Genomic DNA, 20895 nt, shown 5'->3' on the forward strand with positions numbered 1-20895 from the left:
GGCATATAAGGGTGCGTTTGCCATTATCCAAGCAGTTTCGCCTGCACATCTTTGCCCCATCCGAGGTGAAGATTGCCGTTTTCTTCAATCACCGGCCGTTTCATTAACGTCGGGTAATCGGCCAGAAGTTGCAGCGGCGGCCGCGCTCTTTCAACCGCATCCAGGCCGCGCCAGGTGGTGGACCTTGTGTTGACAAGCGCATCCCCAAAAGTGGTGAAAAATTCCCTAAGCTGTTCAGAACTAACAGGACTTTCGCGGACATCCTGCAGTTCTGCCGTCAGTGCCTTTACGGCTTTGCGACAGGTGTCACAGTTTTTGAGACCATAGATTTTCATAATTCACCCCTGGGAAATCACCAGAAACATTCTGGTAACATTCATTTTTTCTTGATTTATTTCAGAAATTTGAGACGGTTGGAACCACGACAACCGGATTTCCGCGCACAAAGCCCAATTCAGGGGCAGCGTGCATCAGCAGAATCCAACAAAAGGCTGCGCGGCGGCGACGATTTATGGAGACGGATAATGGCGACTGGAATTGTAAAATGGTTCAACACCACAAAGGGTTACGGGTTTATTGCGCCCGATGACGGTGGCAAGGACATTTTTGTGCATATCTCTGCAGTGGAACGCTCCGGCATGACTGGCCTCGCGGACAACCAAAAGATTGAATACGAATTGCAGGAGGGCCGCGACGGTCGCGCCTCGGCCAGCGAGTTGGTGGCGCTCTGAGCGTTTAGCCTTGCTTCACCGCTGCGCACTTATGTGAAAAACGCACATTTTGGGCAGCGGGTTGTGCAATACCATGAACAGTTGTGAACAGCCACTGGGCCTCGCGTCCGGGGGCTGTTTTTTTGGCGTGTTTGGGGCAGTGCTGACAGGGGCGCGCCCCTGCCCCGCTTTGTTCCGCCGGTGAACAAAAAACAAACATTGGATAAAGGATGCGCCCGGTGGCTGGCCAGGGCCCATTCACCTGACATCTCCTAGAAAGAAAAAGCGCCGCCCACGCCCCCCATGTCAGTCACGAGTGTGGGGCGGCCCTCTGGCCGGCGCCGCCGGTCAGGTCAAGTTAAGCTGAAACCCCATGTCCGCAAATCGTGTTGATCTGCAATGACCCGTTCGGCTGACCAAAAAGATTGATTTGGACCGGCACCGCCGGGCCGCGCCTGACCTTCCCCACGGGAAGGCGCTTTACGCCTGCCCAAGGTCAGACGCGGCCCCGTTTCCAGCGGGCGGTTCGGGACTCTGAGCCAGCCAACACGATTTGCAGACTCGTCGAATTCAACAGGCGGCGGTTTCGTCACAGAGATGCCTGCGCCACTCGCCTGAAGCAGGTCGCACACCGCGCACAGCTTGCGCAAAAGAATAGCAACAAAAGGGGCCGCCCGCGCAGCCATGCACTTGGGAACGTCAGCGGCCCTCTGACTTGTTGCGTCGGTCAGGTTGCGTTTGGGGTATAGCGGAGGTTACTCCGCCAGCACGGCCTGAAACTCGCGCCATTCGCCTTTTGACATGCCGGAGGTTTCCTGGCTGACCTCTTCGCCTTTCAGCATACGGCGGATGCAGTCGAGCGATTTGCCGGACAGGGTGGCACCACCAAGACGGTAGTCTTCAAACGCGCGGTAGGCGGCAGGCACCCAGTCGGCGACCACTTTGCAGATCATGTCGGCATAGACGCGGATTTCATATTGCGCATGGGCGTCGGCCCGCAGGCGCAGGAAGTGGAACAGGTTGTGCAGGTCCACTTTCCAGTACCATTGCGTGTAGATATTGGCCGGCAGGTTCATCCGCGCCAGTTCACGCGCCAGACCGGCCTGGCCTTCATCAGAGATCATCGCCTCGTAATTGTCGTAAGAGCGGTTGGAGTCCGATTTCAGGATCTCCAGCACCCGGGCGGCTTCATCCCCGGTCAGGGTCTCGCCACGGCCCTGGTTGTTGACGACGCTCTGGGCGGCGAGCTGATCGGCGGCGGGGATGTAGAATTCCCGGTCCAGGATCGAATAGCGAGCGGAATATTCGTTCACATTGGCGGTGCGGTGGCGGATCCACTGACGGGCGACAAACACCGGCAGTTTCACATGCAGTTTCACTTCGCACATCTCGAACGGGGTCGAATGCCAGTGGCGCATCAGATAGCGGATCAGACCTTCGTCATTCTGCACCGATTTGGTGCCGCGCCCGTAAGACACCCGGGCGGCCTGACAGATGGCAGCGTCATCGCCCATATAGTCCACCACCCGCACAAAGCCGTGGTCCAGCACCTGATGCGCCTTGTAAAGATGGGCTTCCATCCCCTCAGACACCGCGCGCAGGGTCGGTTTTGGCGTGGCGCGCAGGGCGTCGATTTCGGCCAGTTGGTCCGGGGTCAGGGGCATGGGGGCGAATCCTTTGATCTTTGGCGTATGGCGCTGGTTATATGGCACCGCCGGGGGGCGGGTCACGGGCTGATTTGAGCGGTTCAGGCGGCGTTGCGCATGGCGGTGTTTACGCAACACCAGGGCGCGGCGCCAAAGCGGGTCATTGACAGGAGTGGGAGAACCAGGCGAGCCTGAGAATAATAATACGGCGATAAATTAATCCGCCTTTCCTGGGCTAATTCGAGATAGCAGTTATGAAACATATAGTGTTCGCGGTGCTGTTGCCCGCATTTCTGGCTGGTTGCGGCGGCTCAAACCCGTTTGAAGCCGATACGGATACCGAAGGCGACGCCGGGTCAGCTACTTCCGTGACGGATCTGCCTGGCACCGCAAGTCCTGGTATTGATACGACAATCCTGCGGTACGAGAGCGACGACGAATACACCATAAAAACCATCTCATACGACTCTGGCAGCGACACACTTCTGGTCAGTGGTTTGCCCTTTGACGGAGCGGACGCCTATGTGCTGGACGCGGGGCTCAGCCCTATTGGCCCTGACGCAGGCTTTCCACAATACAATGTCTATGTCGCCGATCCCGCAGCGGTGGATGATGATTACGACGGCGGCGCCGGCACACCCATCACCCAGGATGATTATATCGCGATTTACGGCACCGGCAGCGGTACCGATCCAAAAACAAGTTTTGTGGTGGTGCGCACGGGCTCATATCTGGATTATGGTTTTGGCGGGTTTGTCATTCAGCGTAATGTGACCAACACGGTTATTCCCACCACCGGTCAGGCGAACTATTCAGGCAATTACGCCGGCATCCGGGTGTTTGAAGGCATCAGCGGCGCCGAGCTTGTCACCGGCGATATGACGATGGAGATCGATTTTGCCGAACTGGCAGATGACGGCGCGGTGCGCGGTTCGGTCACCGGGCGCGAAACATACACCACAGGGGGTGTGAAAATTACAGACATGCCATCAATCAACTGGGTCATCGCACCAGCTCAGCTGGACGGCAACGGTGAATTCATGGGCAACGTCTTTACGCTGGACGCCGATGACAACAGCACCGTACAGACTGGCACATATTATGCGGTTCTGGCCGGCGAAGATGCGGAAGAAATTGCCGGGGTTATTGTGCTCAGTGGTACGCTTGATGTGGACAGCGCCGGGGTTGATATCATGCCTGCCAATGCCACAAGCGTTCAGGAAACGGGTGGCTTTATCCTGGACCGGCTCGACTAAAGCTGTGACCAGGAGCCAGAGCGGCAATTACCTCACATTAAGCCTGATGGTGCTGGCAGTCGCGGCTGTCGTACCGGTTGCCGCAACAGCACAGGCTGTCCCAAAGCAGGCAGCGGTGGGACAGACGATTGCGGAGCAAACAGCACCCGTACCAACCGTTGCTCTGAACCGTGAACAGGCGGTTCTGCTGGCAGAGCAAAGGCTGCGGGCCGGTGATGCACCGGCTGCGCTGCTTGTACTCGAAAATGTCATTACTTATCTGGGCGACTCTCATGGCGTGCGCCTGCTGCAGAGCAGCGCGGCACAGGCCAGCGGCGACCTTGTGCTGGCCGCAAAGGCCGCGAAACAGGCCTGGCGGCTGGCCACAGACCGCACAACCCGCTTCAGAGCCGCACAGATGGCGGCACAGGTTGCGGCGCGGCGCAGTCGCAAGCTTGAAGTCAAACTCTGGCTGCGGCGCACCACACAGAATGCACCAAATGACCGGGTGCGCGCCATGGTCGCACGCGATTACCGCATCGCCCGCAGATATGATCCCTGGCAGCGGCGGTTCTCTTTCTCGCTGACGCCGTCCAACAATCTGAACGGGGGATCGTCCAGTGATGTTTTGATCGTGGACGGGGTTGATCTGGAGGGAGTACTTTCTCCTGATGCGCAGGCGCTGTCGGGCTTGCGGCTGCGCGCGGGGGTGGATCTGAAATACCGGCTGAAGCCGACTTCACGCAGCATGACGTCCCTGGGGTTTCGCAGCGACATCACCCGCAATTATCTGAGTTCCGACGCGCAGGATCTGGCACCTGATGTGCGCAACAGCGAGCTGAATTACACATTGAGTGAAGTCAGTATTTCGCAGAAACGGGCGCTGGCGGCGCGCCCGGGCGGCGGCACTGCTGCGGTGCTGAGCTATGGTGCTGCAGTGGGGCAGACCTGGTATGGCGGCGAAGATCTGACCTCTTATCAGCGGCTGAATCTTGGCTGGGCGCGCAATCTTGCGGCCGGCAAACGCCTCAGCACCAGTGCCACGGTTGAGAGTCAGACCGCGTTGACCAGTGGCAGCAGCGACAGCCTGTCCTGGAAACTGGGCGGACGTTTTGGCCGCCCGATGGGCAATGGCGACCGGATCAGCTTTTCGCTTGGGGCCACACTTGTCGACGCCGACAGTATCAACAGCACCTGGCGTGGGCTGGATCTGGGCCTGATTTATCAGATCAAAGCGCCACTGGCGGGGGCACAGCTGTCACTGTCGCTAGGGTTGGATTACCGCGATTACAGCGCCTTCGACCTCGGGATCTATATGGCGCCGGGCGGGCGTCAGGATCAGGGCGTCCGCGCCGGAATCACCGCGGTACTGCCGCAGATTCAGTATATGGGGTTTGCGCCGGTGCTGTCGCTGGACCTGGCGCGGCGCAGATCCAATGTCAGCCGCTATGAGAGCCGCGATCTGGGGCTGGGGCTGAGTTTCCGTTCCGCCTTCTGAGCCGCCAGCGGACTGACTGCCAACCCGCCCGCATTGGGCACACAGAGGCACCGGGCAAAATACATCTGCCCTCTGGCTGTGGCCCGGTGCACGGGCGCGCGGTTACTTTAATACGGCCGCGGCGCGCGGCGGCGCGCCCTGCCCGGCGCCAAACGCCGGCGCCCTGCGCCCCTGGCGGGCACTAATTTGCGCCGCGGTGGCATCAGCCATTGCTGCAAAGTCGACGCAGGCTATGTTAAGCTGAACAGACAGGAGACCACATTATGGCTTTGAAATATTTACACACGATGGTGCGGGTCAAAGACCTGGAAGCCTCGATGGCGTTTTATGCGCTGCTCGGGCTGAAAGAAACCAAACGTAAAGACAGTGAGGGTGGCCGCTTCACCCTGGTATTTATGGCAGCGCCCGGACAGGAAGACTGCCCGCTCGAGCTGACCTGGAACTGGGACGGAGATGAGGCGCTGCCGTCAGACAGCCGCCATTTTGGCCACCTCGCCTATGAGGTCGACGATATTTACGCCCTGTGCCAGAGCCTTGCAGACAATGGGGTGGTGATCAACCGGCCGCCGCGGGACGGGCATATGGCGTTTGTGCGCTCGCCCGACAATGTCTCAGTTGAGCTGCTGCAGGCGGGCGCCAGCCTGGCCCCGGCGGAGCCCTGGGCCAGCATGGAAAACAGCGGCCATTGGTAGGGCTGGCGCAACATATGAAACGTATCCTAGTCTATGGGGATTCCAATTCCTGGGGTTTTCCGGCGGATGGCTCCGGGCAGCGCTACGTGCGGCGCTGGCCGGTGGTGATGGCGGAAGTGCTGCGTATTGAGCTGGTGGAAGACTGCCTGCCCGCGCGCTCTACTGTGCACAATCACCCCGACTATCCGGGCGAGATGATGAACGGGCTGGCGCATCTGCCGGTGGCGCTGAAATCACAAAGCCCGGTGCATGGGGTGGTGCTGATGCTGGGCACCAATGACCTGCAGGTGCGCTATGAGCCCGAGGCTGGCAAGATCGCGGAAAACATCGGCCGGCTGGTGGACTGCATCCGTGCTGTCGGCGGCGGGCTGGCCGGATGGTATGATGAAACGGCACCGGCGGTGGCGATGATCATTCCGCCGCTGATCCCGGAGGCGGCGCGGAACCGGGCGTTTGAGGATCATGAAAAATGGCTGCTGGCGCCGGAGGTGTCGCTGCAGCTTGGCGCGGCGGTGCGCAGCATGGCGCAGGCGCGTGCGGTGCCAGTGTTTGATGCTGGTGCAGTGATTGAGGGCGCGGCCAGTGACCCGATCCACTGGACGGGGGAGTCGCAGACCAGCCTTGGGCTGGCGGTGGGCGACTGGTTGCAGGGCGTGCCGGGTTTTGGTGCGGGTTAAGCTGACATATATGGCGCTGGCCTTTGCACTCTGGGGTGCAGAGGCCAATGCCTATTGCCGCCAGGCGCTGCTGCTGGCGCTGGATGTGTCCTCCTCGGTGGACAGTGAAGAATACGCCTTGCAGCGCGACGGGCTGGCGCAGGCCCTGTTGTCGCCAGGGGTAAAGGCGGCCTTGTTTACCGCGCCAGGCGACGTGGCGCTGGCGGTCTATGAATGGAGCGGGCGCTATCAGCAGGCGGTGGTGATGGACTGGGTGCTGCTGCGCGATGAGGCCACGCTGCGCCAGGCGGTGGCGCGTATGTTGCGCCGGCCCCGCAGCCACAACCAGTTCCCCACCGCGATCGGCTATGCGCTTGGCTTTGGTGCCGGCCTGCTGCGGGACGCGCCGCGCTGTGACCGCGACACGCTGGATATGTCCGGCGACGGCATCAGCAATGACGGGTTTTCACCGGCGCTGGCCTATGGCGCCTTTGAATTTGGCGACACCGTGGTCAACGGGCTGGTGATCGGCGACGCGCCGGATGTTCTGCGCTATTATGGCAACGAAGTGATCCGCAGCGCTGGCGCTTTTGTCGAGACCGCGCGGGATTATACGGATTATGAAGCGGCAATGACCCGCAAGCTGATCCGGGAGATCAGTGTCGGGGTGATTGGTGCCGCGCCCCGGACACGACTGTCCGGCAGCGGAGGCGGATGATGCGCGCGTTGAGCAGCTTTGCAGCGGTACTGGCCGTGGTGGGCGCGGCGGCGATGGTGCCCCCGCAGGCGGTCGCAGCGGTGGCGGTCTGTCGCCAGGCGCTGGCGCTGGGGCTGGATGTCTCGGGCTCGGTCAACACCGCCGAATACCGGTTGCAGTCCCGCGGTCTCGCCAATGCGCTGCTGGACCCGGAGGTCAGCGCCGCCTTTCTGAGCATGCCACACGCACCGGTGCGCCTGTTCATCTATGAATGGGCCGAGGGCGCGCCCCGGGTGCTGCAGGACTGGCGCGAAATCCGCGACGCCGGGGATCTGGCGCAGACCGCCGCGCTGCTGCGGGGCAACCAGCGGGTGCGCATGCCGCCCGCCACCCAGCTGGGCATGGCGATGCGCTTTGGCGCCCGGGCGCTGGCAGCGCAACAGAGCTGCTGGAAACTGACGCTGGATATTTCCGGCGATGGCAAATCCAACGCCGGGCCAAGACCGCGTGATGTGCGCAACAGCGGCGTGTTGGGGCGGGCCACGGTCAACGGGCTGCTGATTTCAAGCACCGGTCCCGGGCTTGAAAACTACTATCGCGCGGAAGTGTTGCACGGGCCGGATGCCTTTGTGGAAAAGGCCCGCGGCTACAGCGCTTATTCCGATGCGATGCGGCGCAAACTGCTGCGGGAGCTGAAGATTCTGGCGATTGGTGCGCTGGACCCTGCCGAAGTCACACCCGCAGATTTACCGGTGAAATAATCCGCTGCTGATTCGGCGCGGCGGCGCCAAACCTGGCCCGGTTCGTTGCTTGACAGAATCACTCCACATGTTAGTCTGTCTTCCAGACTTATTAAGGTAACAAGATGAAACTGGCGCGGCTGATTGAGCATTTTCACCGGCAATCACACCGGCAATGGGCCCGGGCCGGCACCCGGCTTGGCGTGAGCCACAGCGAGTATGAATACCTGCGGGCGATCAAGGATCAGGAGACCCGGAAAACTGACAAAGATAACCACGGCCAGCATTTGCAGGACGTGGTTGCCGACATGGGCGTCAAAAAGGCTTCGGCCAGCGCGATGGTGGTGAAGCTGGAAGAACGCGGCCTGGTCCAGCGCCATGCCTGCCAGCACGATGCCCGCGCCCAGCACATTCTGCTGACACCGGCAGGGGTAAATCTGCTGAAACTTGGGGAAAGCGTTTATGACCAGGCCGCCGAACAGGTGCTGTCTGAGATGTCGGAGACCGGGCGGAACACGCTTTTGACCGCACTGCAGGAGATTGACGACACCAGGTAAAAACATATTTTGCCTGCGTCACAAAGTAAGTCTGACAGACTAATAAATCGAAACACAAACATCGGAGACATATATGACTTTTGAACTCGTACTGATTGGCACCGCGATCCATATTCTGATCTGGGACAAGCTTCCGGAATGGGGCACCTGGTTCAACAGGCTGCTGGCGGCCCTGCCCGGCCCGCTGCAGACGCTTTACGGCCAGTGGCGCTGTGCCTATTGCGCCGGATTCTGGATTGCACTGACCCTCCATGCGCTGACCGGGTTCTGGACCCTGCCTGCGCTGGCCGCCCTGCCGGCGCAACTGGGCGTTGCCGCAGCCCCTCTCGGCTGGTTTCTGGATGCTCTGGCCTCAGCAACATTGATTTACATATCGGTGATCACGCTGAATGCACTGCGGCTGCCTGCGATGAAGGCGCACATGATGAAACAGGAGTTTATGAAGTCATTTGACCGCCCGGCAACTGCATCAGAGGCCGCGGAGTAACATCCGGATTTCCGGCCCTTGCCGCAGGGGCCGGAACGACGTCGCGGTAAGCTCGCCCTGGATGATGGCCACCCGAAACAGGTCCCTGAAAACCTGAACCCGCAGTGATTAATCACGAATTCGACCCCTTAGAATCAGGGGAGCAGCGCCCATAATCCGGGCGCCGCTCATCCAGGGCATTTTGCCTGTAATCCAAAGATGGATTTCACCATCGGAATATCAGAGGGGCTGCGACCCCCGGTTTGGTCTTAGTTCACTCAGTAGATGTAACGGATTTGCTCGCTCCAGTAGCGTTCCACCCGGCGCAGCGAGGTGTTGATTCCGTCAATGCCATCAGAGCTGAGCACATCGCGGCTCTGCAAACCATCGGCATGACGCGAAAACAGACCTTCAACAGTGGCACGGACCTGGTTGCCTTTTTCGGTCAGTTTTACCCGCACCGAACGACGGTCCACTTCACAGCGCTGGTGGTGCATATAGCCCATCTCAACGAGTTTCTTCAGATTGTAGGACACATTAGAGCCCTGGTAATAGCCGCGGGACTTCAATTCCCCTGCGGTGACCTCATTGTCGCCAATGTTAAACAGAAGCAACGCCTGAACCGCGTTGATTTCAAAGACACCGACTCGTTCAAATTCATCTTTAATCACATCAAGAAGCAAACGGTGAAGCCGTTCAACAAGCGCAAGAGCTTCAAGATACTGGCTCATAAAGCTTTGCTCGGTTGTCGACCCGATTGGTGAATGCATACTCATAAGTTTCTCCGCCTTAGACTGCTGAAGAGTGTTGTCGCATGCAATTCACAATAATCGGTTAAACCCGGCCAAATCCTACCAAATTTTCGACACATTCAGGCCTGTCTGGCGAATTCCGCAACGTCACTTATCAATTCCAGCAATGCGGCCGGGGTTTCTTGCTGGCCGGTAATCCAGGCCAGCAAGTCCGGATCGCTCTCATTCAACAGCGCGTCCCATGCGTCCAGCTGCGCCTCTGTCATGCTTTGCAGGCGAGCATCGGCGTAACCCCCCATGACGATATCCATTTCTTTCATGCCGCGGCGCCAGGAGCGCATGCGCATGCGTTTGATCCGGTTCTCATAGGTTTCGCTGCTCATGTCAGACGGCCTTGAGCGCATGGCGGAGTTTTTTCTCGAGTTTGCCCAGCTGGTCTGACTGCTGGCGCATATTGATGCGCAGGCTGCGCAGTTCCGCCAGCAGCGGCGTCAAGTCCTGGGGCGCAGCGTCGGCACCTGTGGGCGCGTCCAGCCCTTCGCCTTCGCCGATCAGCAGCCAGGTCAGTGACACGTTCAGAATGCCGGCCAGACGTGGCAGGAAGGTTGTCGAAGGCTCCGAGCTGTCCTGTTCCCAGCCCTCAAGCATGATCAGCTGTACGCCAACGCGTTCGGACAGTTCTTCCAGCGTCATATGCGAGGCGACACGCGCCGCCTCCAGCCGGTCCCCCAGCGTGGCGATATCGTCGGAATACCAGTCGGTTGCGGTTGCATCGGCGGTGGCGTCTGCGGGACCGGCAGTCCCTTCGCCAGCGGCGGCGGCGGTATATTCAGTCTTGTCCAATGGGCGCTCCTTTAAATCTTGTCTCATATTGGTGACGCGGCTTGATTGCGCTTAACGGGCAGCCTATGACATGGGACCGGAAAGTACAAACCGGAGCGCGCCCTGATGGCCTTTTTATCTGACAATCTATCCCGTGTGAAACCTTCGCCCTCGATTGCTGTATCGACGAAGGCACTGGAAATGAAAGCCGCTGGGCTGGATGTGATCGGCCTTGGCGCCGGGGAGCCGGATTTCGACACGCCGGAACATATCCGTGCTGCCGGCATCCGCGCCATTGAAGACGGCCACACCCGTTATACCGCCGTTGACGGCATTGCGGCACTGAAAGAAGCGATCTGCGCCAAGTTTCTGCGCGACAACGGACTCAGCTACAGCCCCTCCCAGGTCACCGTCTCCGGCGGCGGCAAACAGGTGCTGATCAACGCGCTGTTTGCGACGCTGAACCCGGGGGACGAGGTGGTAATCCCGGCGCCCTACTGGGTCAGCTATCCCGATATGGTCATTCTGGCGGGGGGCACCCCGGTGCCCGTAGAGGGTGGCATCGACACCGGCTTCAAAATCACTGCCGCGCAGCTTGAGGCCGCAATCACACCAAAGACCAAATGGTTCATTTTTAACTCGCCCTCCAACCCAACCGGTGCCGGCTACAGTTTTGACGAACTCAAAGCGCTGACCGACGTGCTGATGCGACATCCCCATGTCTGGGTGATGACGGACGACATGTATGAACACCTGGTGTTTGACGATTTCAAATTTTGCACTCCTGCCGAGGTCGAACCGGCGCTTTATGCGCGCACCCTGACCTGCAACGGGGTCTCCAAAGCTTACGCGATGACCGGCTGGCGCATTGGTTATGCGGCGGGGCCCGAGGCGCTGATCGCGGCGATGCGCAAAGTGCAGTCGCAGACCACCTCCAACCCCTGTTCCATCTCGCAACATGCCGCAGTGGAAGCGCTGAACGGGTCGCATGAGTTCATCGCCAGCAACAATGCGGTGTTTAAGCGGCGCCGTGACATGGTGGTGGAGATGCTGAACGCAGCTGAGGGCCTGGTCTGTCCGGTGCCGGACGGGGCGTTTTATGTCTACCCCTCGCTGGCCGGCTGTATCGGCAAGGTCAGCGCCGGCGGTGTGACCATCAACAATGACGAGGACTTTGTCACCGCATTGCTGACCGAGCACGGGGTGGCTGTGGTGCAGGGCGCCGCTTTTGGCTTGTCGCCAAACTTCCGGGTCAGCTATGCTACCTCAGATGAGGCGTTGCGTGACGCCTGCACACGCATCCAGGCCTTTTGTGCCTCACTGACCTGAAGGATCTTTTGATGGCGGGCGAATTGCCGGAGTTTTATTTCCGCGTGCGTGAAAACGGTGCTGTGGTGTTCCGGGTTGATACCGAGAACCGGCAGCGCCGTATTGAAATGGATCAGATCGCCGTTGTGAATGTGCGCAACGGCGAGATCCGCCCCCATGGCGGCCGTGAATTGAGCGCCCATGAACGCGGAGCGATCGGCGATTGGATGGCGGCGCGCAAGGCGACGCTGGCGGCGCGTGACATTGACGATATCCACCGGGCGGTGGATCACCTGAACCTGACCAGCCAATGGGCGCAGAGCCGCGCCAGTGACACCCAGCTGGAACAGGTCACCGACGCGCTGCTGCTGGCGATGCACGACCTGCGCACGGTGCTGGTGCGCAAAAAGTCCGACCGGCTGACACGCCGCTGACACGCGCACAACGCACCCCTGCCGCAGCAAACGGCCGCTGCGCCCTTACCCCTCAGCCTCTGCCACCTGTTGCCCGCTTGCGCTGCCTCTGCGCCGCTGCCCTCTGCGCCGCTGCCCTCTGCCGCTGCCACCTGTAGCCTGCTTGCGCGACCGCTGCGCCCTTCCCCTCCGCCTCCGCCTCTTCCACCTGTTGCCCGCTTGCGCGGCCTCTGCTCTCCTGCCCGCTGCCGCTGCCCGCTGCGCCCCTCCCTTTCCTGCGCCGATCGCCCATAACAAAGAACCGTACCCGGGTTTCTGGAACCAGGGCGCTGCGGTCTGCCCCCTGTGATCCGGACTGCCGCACCCGCACCAGACCGGTCCTGTTGCTCTCTGACACGGCTCAAACCAAGCCCGGCGCGGCCCACTGCAGCGGCCTTCTTACAAGGGCACGAGGCTCTGGTGCCTCTGGCGGAACGGGCACCCCTGGCGCTGGTCTGTTGCCGGGGCGTCAGCCCCGGCGCGGCCCAACAGGGCGCTGCGCCTGCAAGGCGTTCAGCCCTGGCGGGAGCGCCCCCTGCACGATGGCGCTGCATTTAATTGTGGATTTGCACTGCAAATGTACTGCGCGGCGCCGAGATCCTGCTCTGAGGTTGAAATTGTTGCGCATACCGGCAGCCCGCGCTTTGGATCCGCCAGCCATCGCTGCACGCGGCCCATCACTGAAACCTGTCACGGCGGCCATCGCAGCACCCCGTTACCGCAGCCGCACAGCAGCCCATCAAGCAGCCCGGCCATCAGAGCCTTTCACCGGTGCCCTTCACCGGGACGCTGGTGCGGCTCTCTGGCCCCGGCCCGGCCTCTCAGCGCAGCCAGGATTTTTGCCGCCAGAAGCGCAGCCCCATCAGCACCCAGGCGCTGGCGAGACCGGCGACCAGCCCGGCCCAGACCCCGGCGGCGCCAAAACCCAGCGGGAAGGCCATAATATAACTGGCGGTCAGCCCGACCAGCCAGTAGCTGATGGTGGCATGGATCATCGGCACCCGCATGTCCTGCAACCCGCGCAACAGGCCCAGCGAAATCGCCTGCCCCCCGTCTGCCAGCTGGAACAGCGCCGCCAGCACCAGCAGGGTGGCGCCGAGCGCCAGCACCTGGTCGCGCGCGGGCTCCAGCGGATCGAGGAACAGATTGATCAGGAAATCAGGCGCGGTGATAAACAGCACCGAGCAGATCAGCGCAAACGCCGCCGAGGCCAGCGACGCCACCAGCGCGCCACGGCGCAGGTTCAGGCTGTCTTTGCGCCCAAACGCGTTGCCGGCGCGCACGGTGGCGGCATGGGCCAGCCCGAGATGCACCATAAAGGTGACCGAGGCGATCTGCAGCACGATGCCATGCGCCGCCAACTGCACCGCGCCAACCCAGCCGACCATCACTGCAGAGGCCGAAAACAGCGCCACTTCTGCCAGCGAGGTCAGCCCCACCGGCCAGCCCAGCGCGAACATCGCCCAGAAAGCTTCCCAGTCCGGGCGCCAGAGCCGCTGCAACAGCTTTTGTTCCGGTGCCACACGCAGCGCATAGATCAGCAGTACCACGGCGGACACGATCTGCGAGATCAGCGACCCCAGTGCAGCGCCAACAATGCCCAGCTCCGGCGCGCCCCAGTTGCCAAAAATAAACGCATAGTTCAGCAGCCCGTTCAGCACCGCCGAAGCCACCGTGACCCAGAACACGATCTGCGCCCGCTCCAGTGCTGCCAGGTAACTTTTGAACGTATTGATCAGCAGCGCCGGCACCATCACAAAACCCATCAGCCACAGATACTTACCCGCCTCAGAGGCCACACCTTCTTCCTGGCCCAGCGCCAGAAATATCGCCTCCCCGTTCAGCGTCAGCGGCAGGGTCACCCCCACAAATAACATGGACAGCCACAGGGTCATCCTGGTGGTGCGACGCACCTGCACGTCATGCCCTGCGGCGGCATCCGCCGCAATCACCGGCATCAGCGCGTTGGAAAACCCCGCCCCCATCACAAACAGCACAAAATAAAACGAGCCGCCCAGCACCGCACCGGCGAGCGCTTCGATATTATAGCGCCCCAGCATGATGGTATCGATGATCTGCACCGACATCGCCGCCAGGTTCACCCCCACCAGAGGCAGGCCGAGCGACATCAGCGTTTTAAGATGGGTGCGATAGGGTTTTGGTGGATGAAATACATGAGTCATAGCCAAGGATTAGGCCAGATTTTCTGCCCCGACAAGTCTTGTGATTCCGCAACTGCCGGGCGCGGCATCAGCGCATTACCGGCGGCTGTGACCGGCGCTTCAGACCCCGTCGCAGTTGCGGTCACAACCGGACCGGACGGGTGGGCTGCAAGCGGGGTTCAGGACCGCCTGCCGCCATAGGATACGGCCCCCGACGCCGGCATCTGCGTCGGCGCGGCTCAGCCCTCCGGCCCGCCGGTCTCAAACGGGCAGAACTGAACATATTGCAGGGTTACATCCGCGTTCTCAACGCAGAGCACACCAAATTCAGGGGCTTCCTGCGCCGGGTGAAAACTGTCCCAATCCCACGCCGGTCTCGGTGGGGGCGCCTGGTAAAGCACCGAACGCATAGTGGCAAAGGCAATGCCCCTGACCGTGCCCGATACAGGGCGGTGCACATGGCCAATGAACAGGTGCCGGATGTTGGGATACCCTTGCAGCAGATCCAGAAACGCCGCGCCGTTTTCCATATTGGCGCTGTCCTGCATTGGCAGCCCAAGGCGCATGGGTGGGTGGTGCATGAACAGGAAGACCGGCGTGTCACCGGCCCGGTCCAGTTCGCGCGCAAGCCAGCGCATCCGGGCCGCACAGAATTCGCCGCCATCCGCGCCGGTTTTTTGGGTGTCGAGGCAGATCAGCAGGCCCTCAGCCGTCGTAATGGTGTATTGAATGAACTCCGCCATGCAGCCTTCGGGCAGCGGCAGCACTTCACGTAACAAGGGCCGGTCGTCATGATTTCCGGCCATCGGGAAATACGGCACCGACAGTCGGTCAAGATGCTGTTTCAGCGCCTGATAGTCACGCCGGTTGCCCCGGTTCACCAGATCGCCGGACAGAATGCACAGGTCACTGTCGCCGTAATGTGCATTCACATGGTCGACCGCCGCCGCGAGCCGCACACCCGGGTCATGGCCAAGAACATCGCCACTGGCAGAGAAATGAGGATCAGACATCCAGACAGTTTTTAGCATGAGGTGCTCCGCAGACAATGAGGCTATGTCTGTATCGCCCATCCGCTGCAGGTTGCAAAGCCCGTCCGTGTTTTCCTCCCCCAGCATGCTGCACAATGGCCCCGGCGCGCCCGCACACCAGGCCGCAAAAACGCGGGTTCCGGCGCAGCGGTTGTGAATTGATCGCGGGGAGAAACCGCCGCAGCACAGAGGGGGTGCAGCCAAGCAAGACGGGGAGTGCGTTGAACTGGTCGCGCCCGCCGCATGCCCCCAAAATGCCGCCCTGTCGCCACCGCCTTCACCGCCTTCACCGCCACAGAAACGCTGGTTCCAGCGTCGCGCTTGTGCTTTGATCCCGGCGAGCAACGGCCGCAGCACAGAGAGGCGTGCGGACAACAGGACAGGAATAAAAATGGAAGATTTCACCGTACTGATCGGCAGCAAAGGCGGGCCGGCAATCCGACCGGGCTCGTCCATGCCAACGTCAAACCTGCTGCGGCTCGGCGGGCGCAATATTGTGGTGGATTGTGGACTGGGTGTCAGTGCCGGCGTGGTCAGCCAGGGCGTGTCGCTGAGTGAGATTGACCTCATAGTCATCACCCATCTGCATTCGGATCATTATCTGGAGTTGGGGCCGATGATCCACACTGCCTGGACCGCAGGTCTGAAACAGCCGCTCCGGGTGATCGGTCCTGCCGGGTTGGACGCGTATTGGGACGGGTTTCTGGCCTCGATGGCGTTTGATATTGAATTGCGGCTGGCGGATGAGGGCCGTCCTGATCTGCGCGCCCTGATCGAGATTGAAGAGATTACTGAGGGCACCACCGACCTGGGCGGAGGGCTGATACTGAAAGTGATGCGCAACGTGCATCCGCCGATTGACGACAGTTTTGCGCTGCGCTTTGAAGCCGGTGAAAAAGCGGTGGTGTTTTCCGGCGACACTGCACCGATGGCTGAGATGGCGGAGTTCGCCCGCGGTGCCGATCTGCTGGTGCATGAGGCGATGTTGCTGGCGGCGGTGGATGCGCTTTGTGCGCGTGTCGGCAATGGCGACGACCGGTTGAAACGCCACCTGCTGCGCTCCCACTCGGCGGTGGAAGAGGTGGCCCGCATCGCCACAGAGGCCGGTGTCGGCGCATTGGCATTAAACCATCTGATCCCGGGAGATGACCCGGATTTCGGGCCGCAGCACTGGCACGAAGCCATCGGCGATCTTTGGCGTGGCCCGTTGCACCTGGGACACGACCGGTTGCGGATCGAGATCTGACCATACGTCAACTATCGGAAACGATACTTGTCTGCTGCCGCTTTTCCGATGCAGGATCTGTCTGGCTGCACTGAGGCGCTGGGTCGATTTTGTGGTTACTAACAGATGTTTGGGAGCTCTGTCTGAAATCCCGCCGGTATTGATCCACCGGCAGCAATCCTGATCCGGCCAGTGGGAGGTGTGTGCTGTATATTTGAGAGAAAATGTATATGCACGAAGCTGCGGGGGTTCTTCACAGGCCCCCGCTTTTCGTTTCAGGCCCTGATATCCTGAACGCCGCACCAACCGGAACACAGCTTTGTGCGAGACGCGGCGCCCCGCGAACACCGGCACGCTGAACCCGGCGCGGGAAAGCGGTGCCCCCGAGGTTCACCCGGTGGTCAGGCCGCTTCAGCGCCGTTCCCTCGTTAAAACGAAATCAGCCCGTCTCGGATGGCGCGGGCCAGCGCCTGTTCCCTTGTGCGGGCGCCCAGTTTCTGACGGGCGGACTGAAAATATTTGCGCACGGTGACTTCGGCGAGCTGAAGCCGCTCCGCAATGCGCTGGGTTTTCAACCCGAGCGCCAGATAGAGCAGCACTTCCCTCTCGCGGTTTGACAGCACCGGCACGGCTCCGTCAAACCGCGCCGCGTCACGCAGCCCGCTTTCGGCCCCCTCGAACAGATAGGCGTTGAACACCATGGTCAGAAGCGCCAGTTGGTCGCTGACTTCGCCGTTGAGATTCTTGTCAAATTCAAGATCAGAGGAAAATACCACCACCCGCGTGTTGCCCGTCAGGTCGCTGTCAAAAGGCACCACCAACACCGATTGGTAGCCCATGTCAGTCATGCTGTGATTGAGTTCCAGCGCCTGCGGATTGCGCGCCTCCCCTGCGCGCAGGGTGCCGCCGCGGATCACCAGCGGCCGGCGCGAGCGCTGTGCATGCTGCGGCAGCGGGTCGCCAACCACCAGATTGCGTTCAATATATTGCGCCAGCCAGCGCTCATCCATTGACGAGCGGAAAAAGGACGGCACCGGGTTGGTGCCGTTGATCACCGCCACACTCAGCGAGTTGCCGCCAAATTCTGCGACCAGTTCAAGCGCCGTGTCCCAGCGGGCGTCCGCCGATTTCAAACCGGAGAACCGGTCAAATAATTCTGCTGCTGCATGCATGGTCAACCTGCCCCCCAAGCAAATTACCGAATGTTATCAACTCATAAGATAGACGCGGACCGCCCGATAATAAAGAGGCAGTTTACAACCAATAACAAAGCAGATGTTGCCCCTGCCGCCGGACCTGCCATAATGATTGCCCAAACCCTAACAATACCGAGCAGCTGCCCCATGTCTGACGATCTTCTGGCCACGGCCGAGCCTGAATATGATGCTTCTTCCATTGAAGTGCTTGAGGGGCTGGAACCTGTGCGGCTGCGACCGGGCATGTATATCGGCGGCACCGATGAGCGGGCGCTGCACCACCTGGTGGCGGAAGTTCTCGACAACTCGATGGATGAGGCGGTGGCCGGTCATGCCACCCGGATTGAAGTGGAATTACACGCCGATTTTTCGGTGACCGTGCGCGACAACGGCCGCGGTATTCCGATCGATCCGCATCCGAAATTCCCCGGCAAATCGGCGCTGGAAGTTATTTTCTGCACTCTGCATTCGGGCGGAAAATTCTCGGGCAAAGCCTATCAGACCTCCGGTGGTCTGCACGGGGTGGGCAGCTCGGTGGTCAACGCGTTGTCAGATTCGCTGATTGTACAGGTGGCCAAGAACCGCGAGCTTTATGAGCAGCGTTTTTCCCGCGGTCTGCCGCTGGGACCGGTGGAAAAGATCGGCCAGGCCCCCAACCGGCGCGGCACCACGGTGACCTTTCATGCCGATGAGCAGATTTTCGGCCATCACCGCTTCAAACCCAAACGGCTGATGACGCTGGTGCGCTCCAAAGCCTTCCTGTTCTCCGGCGTTGAAATCCGCTGGAAAACCGAGATCGACGACGGCGAGACGCCAAAAGACGCGGTGTTCCACTTCCCCGGCGGGCTGAAAGACTACCTCTCGGACGTGATGGGCAAAGCCTCGGTCTATGCCGACGCGCCCTTTGCCGGCAAAGTCGATTTCAAGGAGAAGTTCGGCCAGCCCGGCTCGGTCGAATGGGCGGTGAACTGGACCCCGTCGCGCGATGGGTTCATCCAGAGCTATTGTAACACCGTGCCCACGCCCGAAGGCGGCACCCATGTCACCGGCTTCTGGGCGGCGATGCTGAAGGGTATCAAAGGCTACGGCGAGCTGGTCGGCAATAAAAAGGCCGCGCAGATCACCCGCGAAGATCTGATGGCCGGCGGCTGCGCCCTGGTCAGCTGTTTCATTGCCGATCCCTCATTTGTCGGCCAGACCAAGGACCGGTTGTCGAGCGAATTTGCCACCCGTCTGGTGGAACAGTCGGTGCGCGACCATTTTGACAACTGGCTGGCCGCAGACACCAAATCGGCCGGCGCCATTCTTGATTTCCTCGTGCTGCGGGCGGAAGAGCGTCTGCGCCGGCGCCAGGAAAAAGAAACCCAGCGCAAGACCGCGACCAAAAAGCTGCGCCTGCCCGGCAAACTGGTGGATTGCTCCTCCAATACCCGCGACGGCACGGAACTGTTCATCGTGGAAGGCGATTCTGCGGGCGGTTCCGCCAAGATGGCGCGCAACCGCAAGAACCAGGCGCTGCTGCCGCTGCGCGGAAAAATCCTCAACGTGCTCGGCGCTGCCAGTTCCAAGATCGGCACCAACTCGGAGATCAGTGACCTCTCACAAGCGCTTGGCGTCAGCCTGGGCACAAGGTTCAACATCGACGATCTGCGCTATGATAAAATCATCATCATGACCGACGCGGATGTGGACGGGGCGCATATCGCCGCTCTGCTGATGACGTTCTTCTTCACCCAGATGCGGCCGATGATTGATGCCGGGCACCTGTATCTGGCCTGCCCGCCGCTGTTCCGCCTGACCCAGGGCGCCAAACGGGTCTATTGCATCGATGAGGCGGAAAAAGACGCCCAGATGGCCAAAGGGCTTGGCGGCCGCGGCAAGATCGACGTCAGCCGCTTTAAAGGGCTGGGCGAGATGGACGCGAAGGACCTGAAACTGACCACCATGGATCCGGGCTCACGCACGCTGATCCGGGTGACGATTGATGAGGACGAGCCGGGCGAAACCGCCGACCTGGTCGAACGGCTGATGGGCAAAAAACCCGAGCTGCGGTTCGAATATATCCAGGAAAACGCCCGGTTCGTTGAGGAGCTGGATGTTTAGGAGGGGGCGGCAATGGCCGAAGCATTGATGTGAGGCAAAAACTTTTAAAAGTAAGCAGTTTCTCTAAAGCGTCAATTTTAGAGGCACAACGAGAAGTAGACCAAATTTTTTACGACATCGACGCCCCCGAGAATAGAGACAAAGCGTTAATTCGACTGTTTGCGTTTTTGAAAGGCCGAACGGCAGCAGCGCAAGTTCTGGTCGAATATGACATGCACTGGGACGCAGAAATCTTATTGCGGCCATTTTATGAGGCTTGCGCCAAAATTTTATTTATTTGCTATCAACTTCCTGAAAATAAAGGAAAAATTGCAAATGAGTTCCTATTTGAATTGTCAGAAATTCATTCACTTCAGAATAAAAACAAGGCTGAACCGGCTCGAAAGCTAATGGAAACACATGACGAAACCAATGGTGAGAAAGCAATGGCTGCGCTCCAAGACGACAGGATTTTCACTTTTTCGAAGCTTTCACGAAAAGAGCGTCAATCATTGCTCCGCAGGTGGTCATTTAGCAGCATTATATGTTTCCTCGATCAAGAAGCTGCGGAATTCGCTCCAACCAAAAACATTGGGGCACTTACTCATATGTATTCCGCCCAAAGCCATCTGTCACATGCAGACATTTGCGGACTTGGATTGATTGAAGATGAAGCATTGCGATCGAATTCTGATCTACAGGCTAAAGTCGCTTCACATATTTGCCGCATCCTCTCCGACCAAAGTAGTTTGTGGCTAATTTGTATGGAAGCATTACGCTGGACCCGCGGAGAAACAATATTTGGGACACACTCAGCTTGGAAACATTGGAAGTGCATGAACTCACATACCGCTCCCATTAACGAGCACTTTTGGAAAACTCAAACCGAGTACTATGACAAGTATAGCAAAACATAAATAATTACGCATGCACCTTAGGGCCGCGCCTGACTCGGGGTGGGGGCGAAC

Annotated in this window: 22 protein-coding genes; 14 read left to right on the top strand and 8 right to left on the bottom strand. The window is 60.0% G+C overall.

The window, feature by feature from the left end:
- Positions 1–23: 23 nt before the first annotated feature.
- Positions 24–335 (bottom strand): ArsC/Spx/MgsR family protein, encoded by a 312-nt coding sequence (locus DWA01_RS02950; RefSeq protein WP_114284159.1) that lies wholly within the window; start codon positions 333–335, stop codon positions 24–26.
- A gap of 189 nt (positions 336–524) precedes the next feature.
- On the opposite strand from DWA01_RS02950, the gene DWA01_RS02955 reads away from it, so the two are divergent.
- Complete coding sequence (locus DWA01_RS02955) at positions 525–731, top strand: cold-shock protein (protein ID WP_114284160.1); 207 nt, start codon at positions 525–527, stop codon at positions 729–731.
- 734 nt (positions 732–1465) lie between these two features.
- On the opposite strand, the gene thyX is transcribed toward DWA01_RS02955, so the two are convergent.
- On the bottom strand, positions 1466–2374 hold the full coding sequence (gene thyX / locus DWA01_RS02965; RefSeq protein WP_114284184.1) for an FAD-dependent thymidylate synthase: 909 nt from the start codon (positions 2372–2374) through the stop codon (positions 1466–1468).
- A gap of 236 nt (positions 2375–2610) precedes the next feature.
- Here thyX and DWA01_RS02970 point away from each other — a divergent pair, with 236 nt between their 5' ends.
- From DWA01_RS02970 to DWA01_RS03005, 8 genes are all read left to right on the top strand, one after another.
- Positions 2611–3612 carry a factor H binding protein domain-containing protein gene (locus tag DWA01_RS02970; protein WP_136057650.1) on the top strand — a complete coding sequence of 334 codons (1002 nt, stop codon included), beginning with the start codon at positions 2611–2613 and terminating at the stop codon, positions 3610–3612.
- Complete coding sequence (locus DWA01_RS02975) at positions 3584–5089, top strand: hypothetical protein (protein WP_136057651.1); 1506 nt, start codon at positions 3584–3586, stop codon at positions 5087–5089. Before DWA01_RS02970 ends, DWA01_RS02975 begins: the two co-directional genes overlap by 29 nt.
- 263 nt (positions 5090–5352) lie before the next feature.
- Positions 5353–5781 (top strand): VOC family protein, encoded by a 429-nt coding sequence (locus tag DWA01_RS02980; protein ID WP_114284164.1) that lies wholly within the window; start codon positions 5353–5355, stop codon positions 5779–5781.
- 14 nt (positions 5782–5795) lie between these two features.
- Positions 5796–6458: a GDSL-type esterase/lipase family protein gene (locus tag DWA01_RS02985; RefSeq protein ID WP_114284165.1), complete on the top strand. Its 663-nt coding sequence runs from the start codon at positions 5796–5798 to the stop codon at positions 6456–6458.
- A gap of 10 nt (positions 6459–6468) precedes the next feature.
- Entirely contained in the window at positions 6469–7155 is a 687-nt protein-coding gene (locus DWA01_RS02990; RefSeq protein WP_114284166.1) for a DUF1194 domain-containing protein, read from the top strand.
- On the top strand, positions 7155–7895 hold the full coding sequence (locus DWA01_RS02995; RefSeq protein ID WP_336469992.1) for a DUF1194 domain-containing protein: 741 nt from the start codon (positions 7155–7157) through the stop codon (positions 7893–7895). The genes DWA01_RS02990 and DWA01_RS02995 overlap by 1 nt, the downstream gene beginning before the upstream one ends.
- A gap of 104 nt (positions 7896–7999) precedes the next feature.
- Positions 8000–8431: a MarR family winged helix-turn-helix transcriptional regulator gene (locus DWA01_RS03000; RefSeq protein ID WP_114284168.1), complete on the top strand. Its 432-nt coding sequence runs from the start codon at positions 8000–8002 to the stop codon at positions 8429–8431.
- A 73-nt stretch (positions 8432–8504) separates the two neighbouring features.
- Positions 8505–8918, top strand: a complete 414-nt coding sequence (locus DWA01_RS03005; protein ID WP_114284169.1) for a hypothetical protein — start codon at positions 8505–8507, stop codon at positions 8916–8918.
- 257 nt (positions 8919–9175) lie between these two features.
- On the opposite strand, the gene DWA01_RS03010 is transcribed toward DWA01_RS03005, so the two are convergent.
- The 3 genes from DWA01_RS03010 to DWA01_RS03020 all read right to left on the bottom strand — a co-directional run bounded on the left by DWA01_RS03010 (position 9176) and on the right by DWA01_RS03020 (position 10492).
- On the bottom strand, positions 9176–9673 hold the full coding sequence (locus tag DWA01_RS03010) for a MarR family winged helix-turn-helix transcriptional regulator (protein WP_200832490.1): 498 nt from the start codon (positions 9671–9673) through the stop codon (positions 9176–9178).
- Between the two features lie 95 nt (positions 9674–9768).
- Positions 9769–9969 carry an FAD assembly factor SdhE gene (locus tag DWA01_RS03015; RefSeq protein WP_419186978.1) on the bottom strand — a complete coding sequence of 67 codons (201 nt, stop codon included), beginning with the start codon at positions 9967–9969 and terminating at the stop codon, positions 9769–9771.
- A gap of 64 nt (positions 9970–10033) precedes the next feature.
- On the bottom strand, positions 10034–10492 hold the full coding sequence (locus tag DWA01_RS03020) for a helix-turn-helix domain-containing protein (protein ID WP_235008406.1): 459 nt from the start codon (positions 10490–10492) through the stop codon (positions 10034–10036).
- Between the two features lie 105 nt (positions 10493–10597).
- Here DWA01_RS03020 and DWA01_RS03025 point away from each other — a divergent pair, with 105 nt between their 5' ends.
- Both DWA01_RS03025 and DWA01_RS03030 read left to right on the top strand, forming a co-directional pair.
- On the top strand, positions 10598–11800 hold the full coding sequence (locus DWA01_RS03025) for a pyridoxal phosphate-dependent aminotransferase (RefSeq protein ID WP_114284172.1): 1203 nt from the start codon (positions 10598–10600) through the stop codon (positions 11798–11800).
- Positions 11801–11811: 11 nt separating this feature from the next.
- Complete coding sequence (locus DWA01_RS03030; protein WP_114284173.1) at positions 11812–12213, top strand: hypothetical protein; 402 nt, start codon at positions 11812–11814, stop codon at positions 12211–12213.
- A gap of 839 nt (positions 12214–13052) precedes the next feature.
- On the opposite strand, the gene DWA01_RS03040 is transcribed toward DWA01_RS03030, so the two are convergent.
- Together DWA01_RS03040 and DWA01_RS03045 are read right to left on the bottom strand one after the other, a co-directional pair.
- Positions 13053–14414 (bottom strand): MATE family efflux transporter, encoded by a 1362-nt coding sequence (locus tag DWA01_RS03040; RefSeq protein WP_114284175.1) that lies wholly within the window; start codon positions 14412–14414, stop codon positions 13053–13055.
- A gap of 218 nt (positions 14415–14632) precedes the next feature.
- A complete protein-coding gene (locus tag DWA01_RS03045; RefSeq protein WP_235008407.1) occupies positions 14633–15424 on the bottom strand; it encodes a phosphodiesterase in 792 nt (263 codons plus the stop codon).
- A gap of 391 nt (positions 15425–15815) precedes the next feature.
- On the opposite strand from DWA01_RS03045, the gene DWA01_RS03050 reads away from it, so the two are divergent.
- Complete coding sequence (locus DWA01_RS03050; protein WP_114284177.1) at positions 15816–16670, top strand: MBL fold metallo-hydrolase; 855 nt, start codon at positions 15816–15818, stop codon at positions 16668–16670.
- Positions 16671–17077: 407 nt separating this feature from the next.
- On the opposite strand, the gene DWA01_RS03055 is transcribed toward DWA01_RS03050, so the two are convergent.
- Entirely contained in the window at positions 17078–17821 is a 744-nt protein-coding gene (locus DWA01_RS03055; protein WP_114284178.1) for a helix-turn-helix transcriptional regulator, read from the bottom strand.
- Positions 17822–17992: 171 nt separating this feature from the next.
- Here DWA01_RS03055 and parE point away from each other — a divergent pair, with 171 nt between their 5' ends.
- Both parE and DWA01_RS03065 read left to right on the top strand, forming a co-directional pair.
- Positions 17993–19948 (top strand): DNA topoisomerase IV subunit B, encoded by a 1956-nt coding sequence (gene parE, locus DWA01_RS03060; RefSeq protein ID WP_114284179.1) that lies wholly within the window; start codon positions 17993–17995, stop codon positions 19946–19948.
- A 29-nt stretch (positions 19949–19977) separates the two neighbouring features.
- A complete protein-coding gene (locus DWA01_RS03065) occupies positions 19978–20844 on the top strand; it encodes a DUF5677 domain-containing protein (RefSeq protein WP_114284180.1) in 867 nt (288 codons plus the stop codon).
- Positions 20845–20895 lie beyond the last annotated feature (51 nt).

Source organism: Candidatus Halocynthiibacter alkanivorans (assembly GCF_003333265.1).
In the GTDB taxonomy this organism is placed as follows: domain Bacteria; phylum Pseudomonadota; class Alphaproteobacteria; order Rhodobacterales; family Rhodobacteraceae; genus Halocyntiibacter_A; species Halocyntiibacter_A alkanivorans.

Excerpts from the sequence above, each read along its gene's own strand:
- DWA01_RS03025 (WP_114284172.1), top strand. The coding sequence starts at position 10,598 with ATGGCCTTTTTATCTGACAATCTATCCCGTGTGAAACCTTCGCCCTCG.
- DWA01_RS03050 (WP_114284177.1), top strand. The coding sequence starts at position 15,816 with ATGGAAGATTTCACCGTACTGATCGGCAGCAAAGGCGGGCCGGCAATC.
- DWA01_RS03000 (WP_114284168.1), top strand. The coding sequence starts at position 8,000 with ATGAAACTGGCGCGGCTGATTGAGCATTTTCACCGGCAATCACACCGG.
- DWA01_RS02950 (WP_114284159.1), bottom strand. The coding sequence starts at position 335 with ATGAAAATCTATGGTCTCAAAAACTGTGACACCTGTCGCAAAGCCGTA.
- parE (WP_114284179.1), top strand. The coding sequence starts at position 17,993 with ATGTCTGACGATCTTCTGGCCACGGCCGAGCCTGAATATGATGCTTCT.
- DWA01_RS03055 (WP_114284178.1), bottom strand. The coding sequence starts at position 17,821 with ATGCATGCAGCAGCAGAATTATTTGACCGGTTCTCCGGTTTGAAATCG.
- thyX (WP_114284184.1), bottom strand. The coding sequence starts at position 2,374 with ATGCCCCTGACCCCGGACCAACTGGCCGAAATCGACGCCCTGCGCGCC.
- DWA01_RS03040 (WP_114284175.1), bottom strand. The coding sequence starts at position 14,414 with ATGACTCATGTATTTCATCCACCAAAACCCTATCGCACCCATCTTAAA.
- DWA01_RS03005 (WP_114284169.1), top strand. The coding sequence starts at position 8,505 with ATGACTTTTGAACTCGTACTGATTGGCACCGCGATCCATATTCTGATC.
- DWA01_RS03045 (WP_235008407.1), bottom strand. The coding sequence starts at position 15,424 with ATGCTAAAAACTGTCTGGATGTCTGATCCTCATTTCTCTGCCAGTGGC.
- DWA01_RS02955 (WP_114284160.1), top strand. The coding sequence starts at position 525 with ATGGCGACTGGAATTGTAAAATGGTTCAACACCACAAAGGGTTACGGG.
- DWA01_RS02980 (WP_114284164.1), top strand. The coding sequence starts at position 5,353 with ATGGCTTTGAAATATTTACACACGATGGTGCGGGTCAAAGACCTGGAA.
- DWA01_RS02990 (WP_114284166.1), top strand. The coding sequence starts at position 6,469 with ATGGCGCTGGCCTTTGCACTCTGGGGTGCAGAGGCCAATGCCTATTGC.
- DWA01_RS03015 (WP_419186978.1), bottom strand. The coding sequence starts at position 9,969 with ATGAAAGAAATGGATATCGTCATGGGGGGTTACGCCGATGCTCGCCTG.
- DWA01_RS02970 (WP_136057650.1), top strand. The coding sequence starts at position 2,611 with ATGAAACATATAGTGTTCGCGGTGCTGTTGCCCGCATTTCTGGCTGGT.
- DWA01_RS03030 (WP_114284173.1), top strand. The coding sequence starts at position 11,812 with ATGGCGGGCGAATTGCCGGAGTTTTATTTCCGCGTGCGTGAAAACGGT.
- DWA01_RS02995 (WP_336469992.1), top strand. The coding sequence starts at position 7,155 with ATGCGCGCGTTGAGCAGCTTTGCAGCGGTACTGGCCGTGGTGGGCGCG.
- DWA01_RS03010 (WP_200832490.1), bottom strand. The coding sequence starts at position 9,673 with ATGAGTATGCATTCACCAATCGGGTCGACAACCGAGCAAAGCTTTATG.
- DWA01_RS02985 (WP_114284165.1), top strand. The coding sequence starts at position 5,796 with ATGAAACGTATCCTAGTCTATGGGGATTCCAATTCCTGGGGTTTTCCG.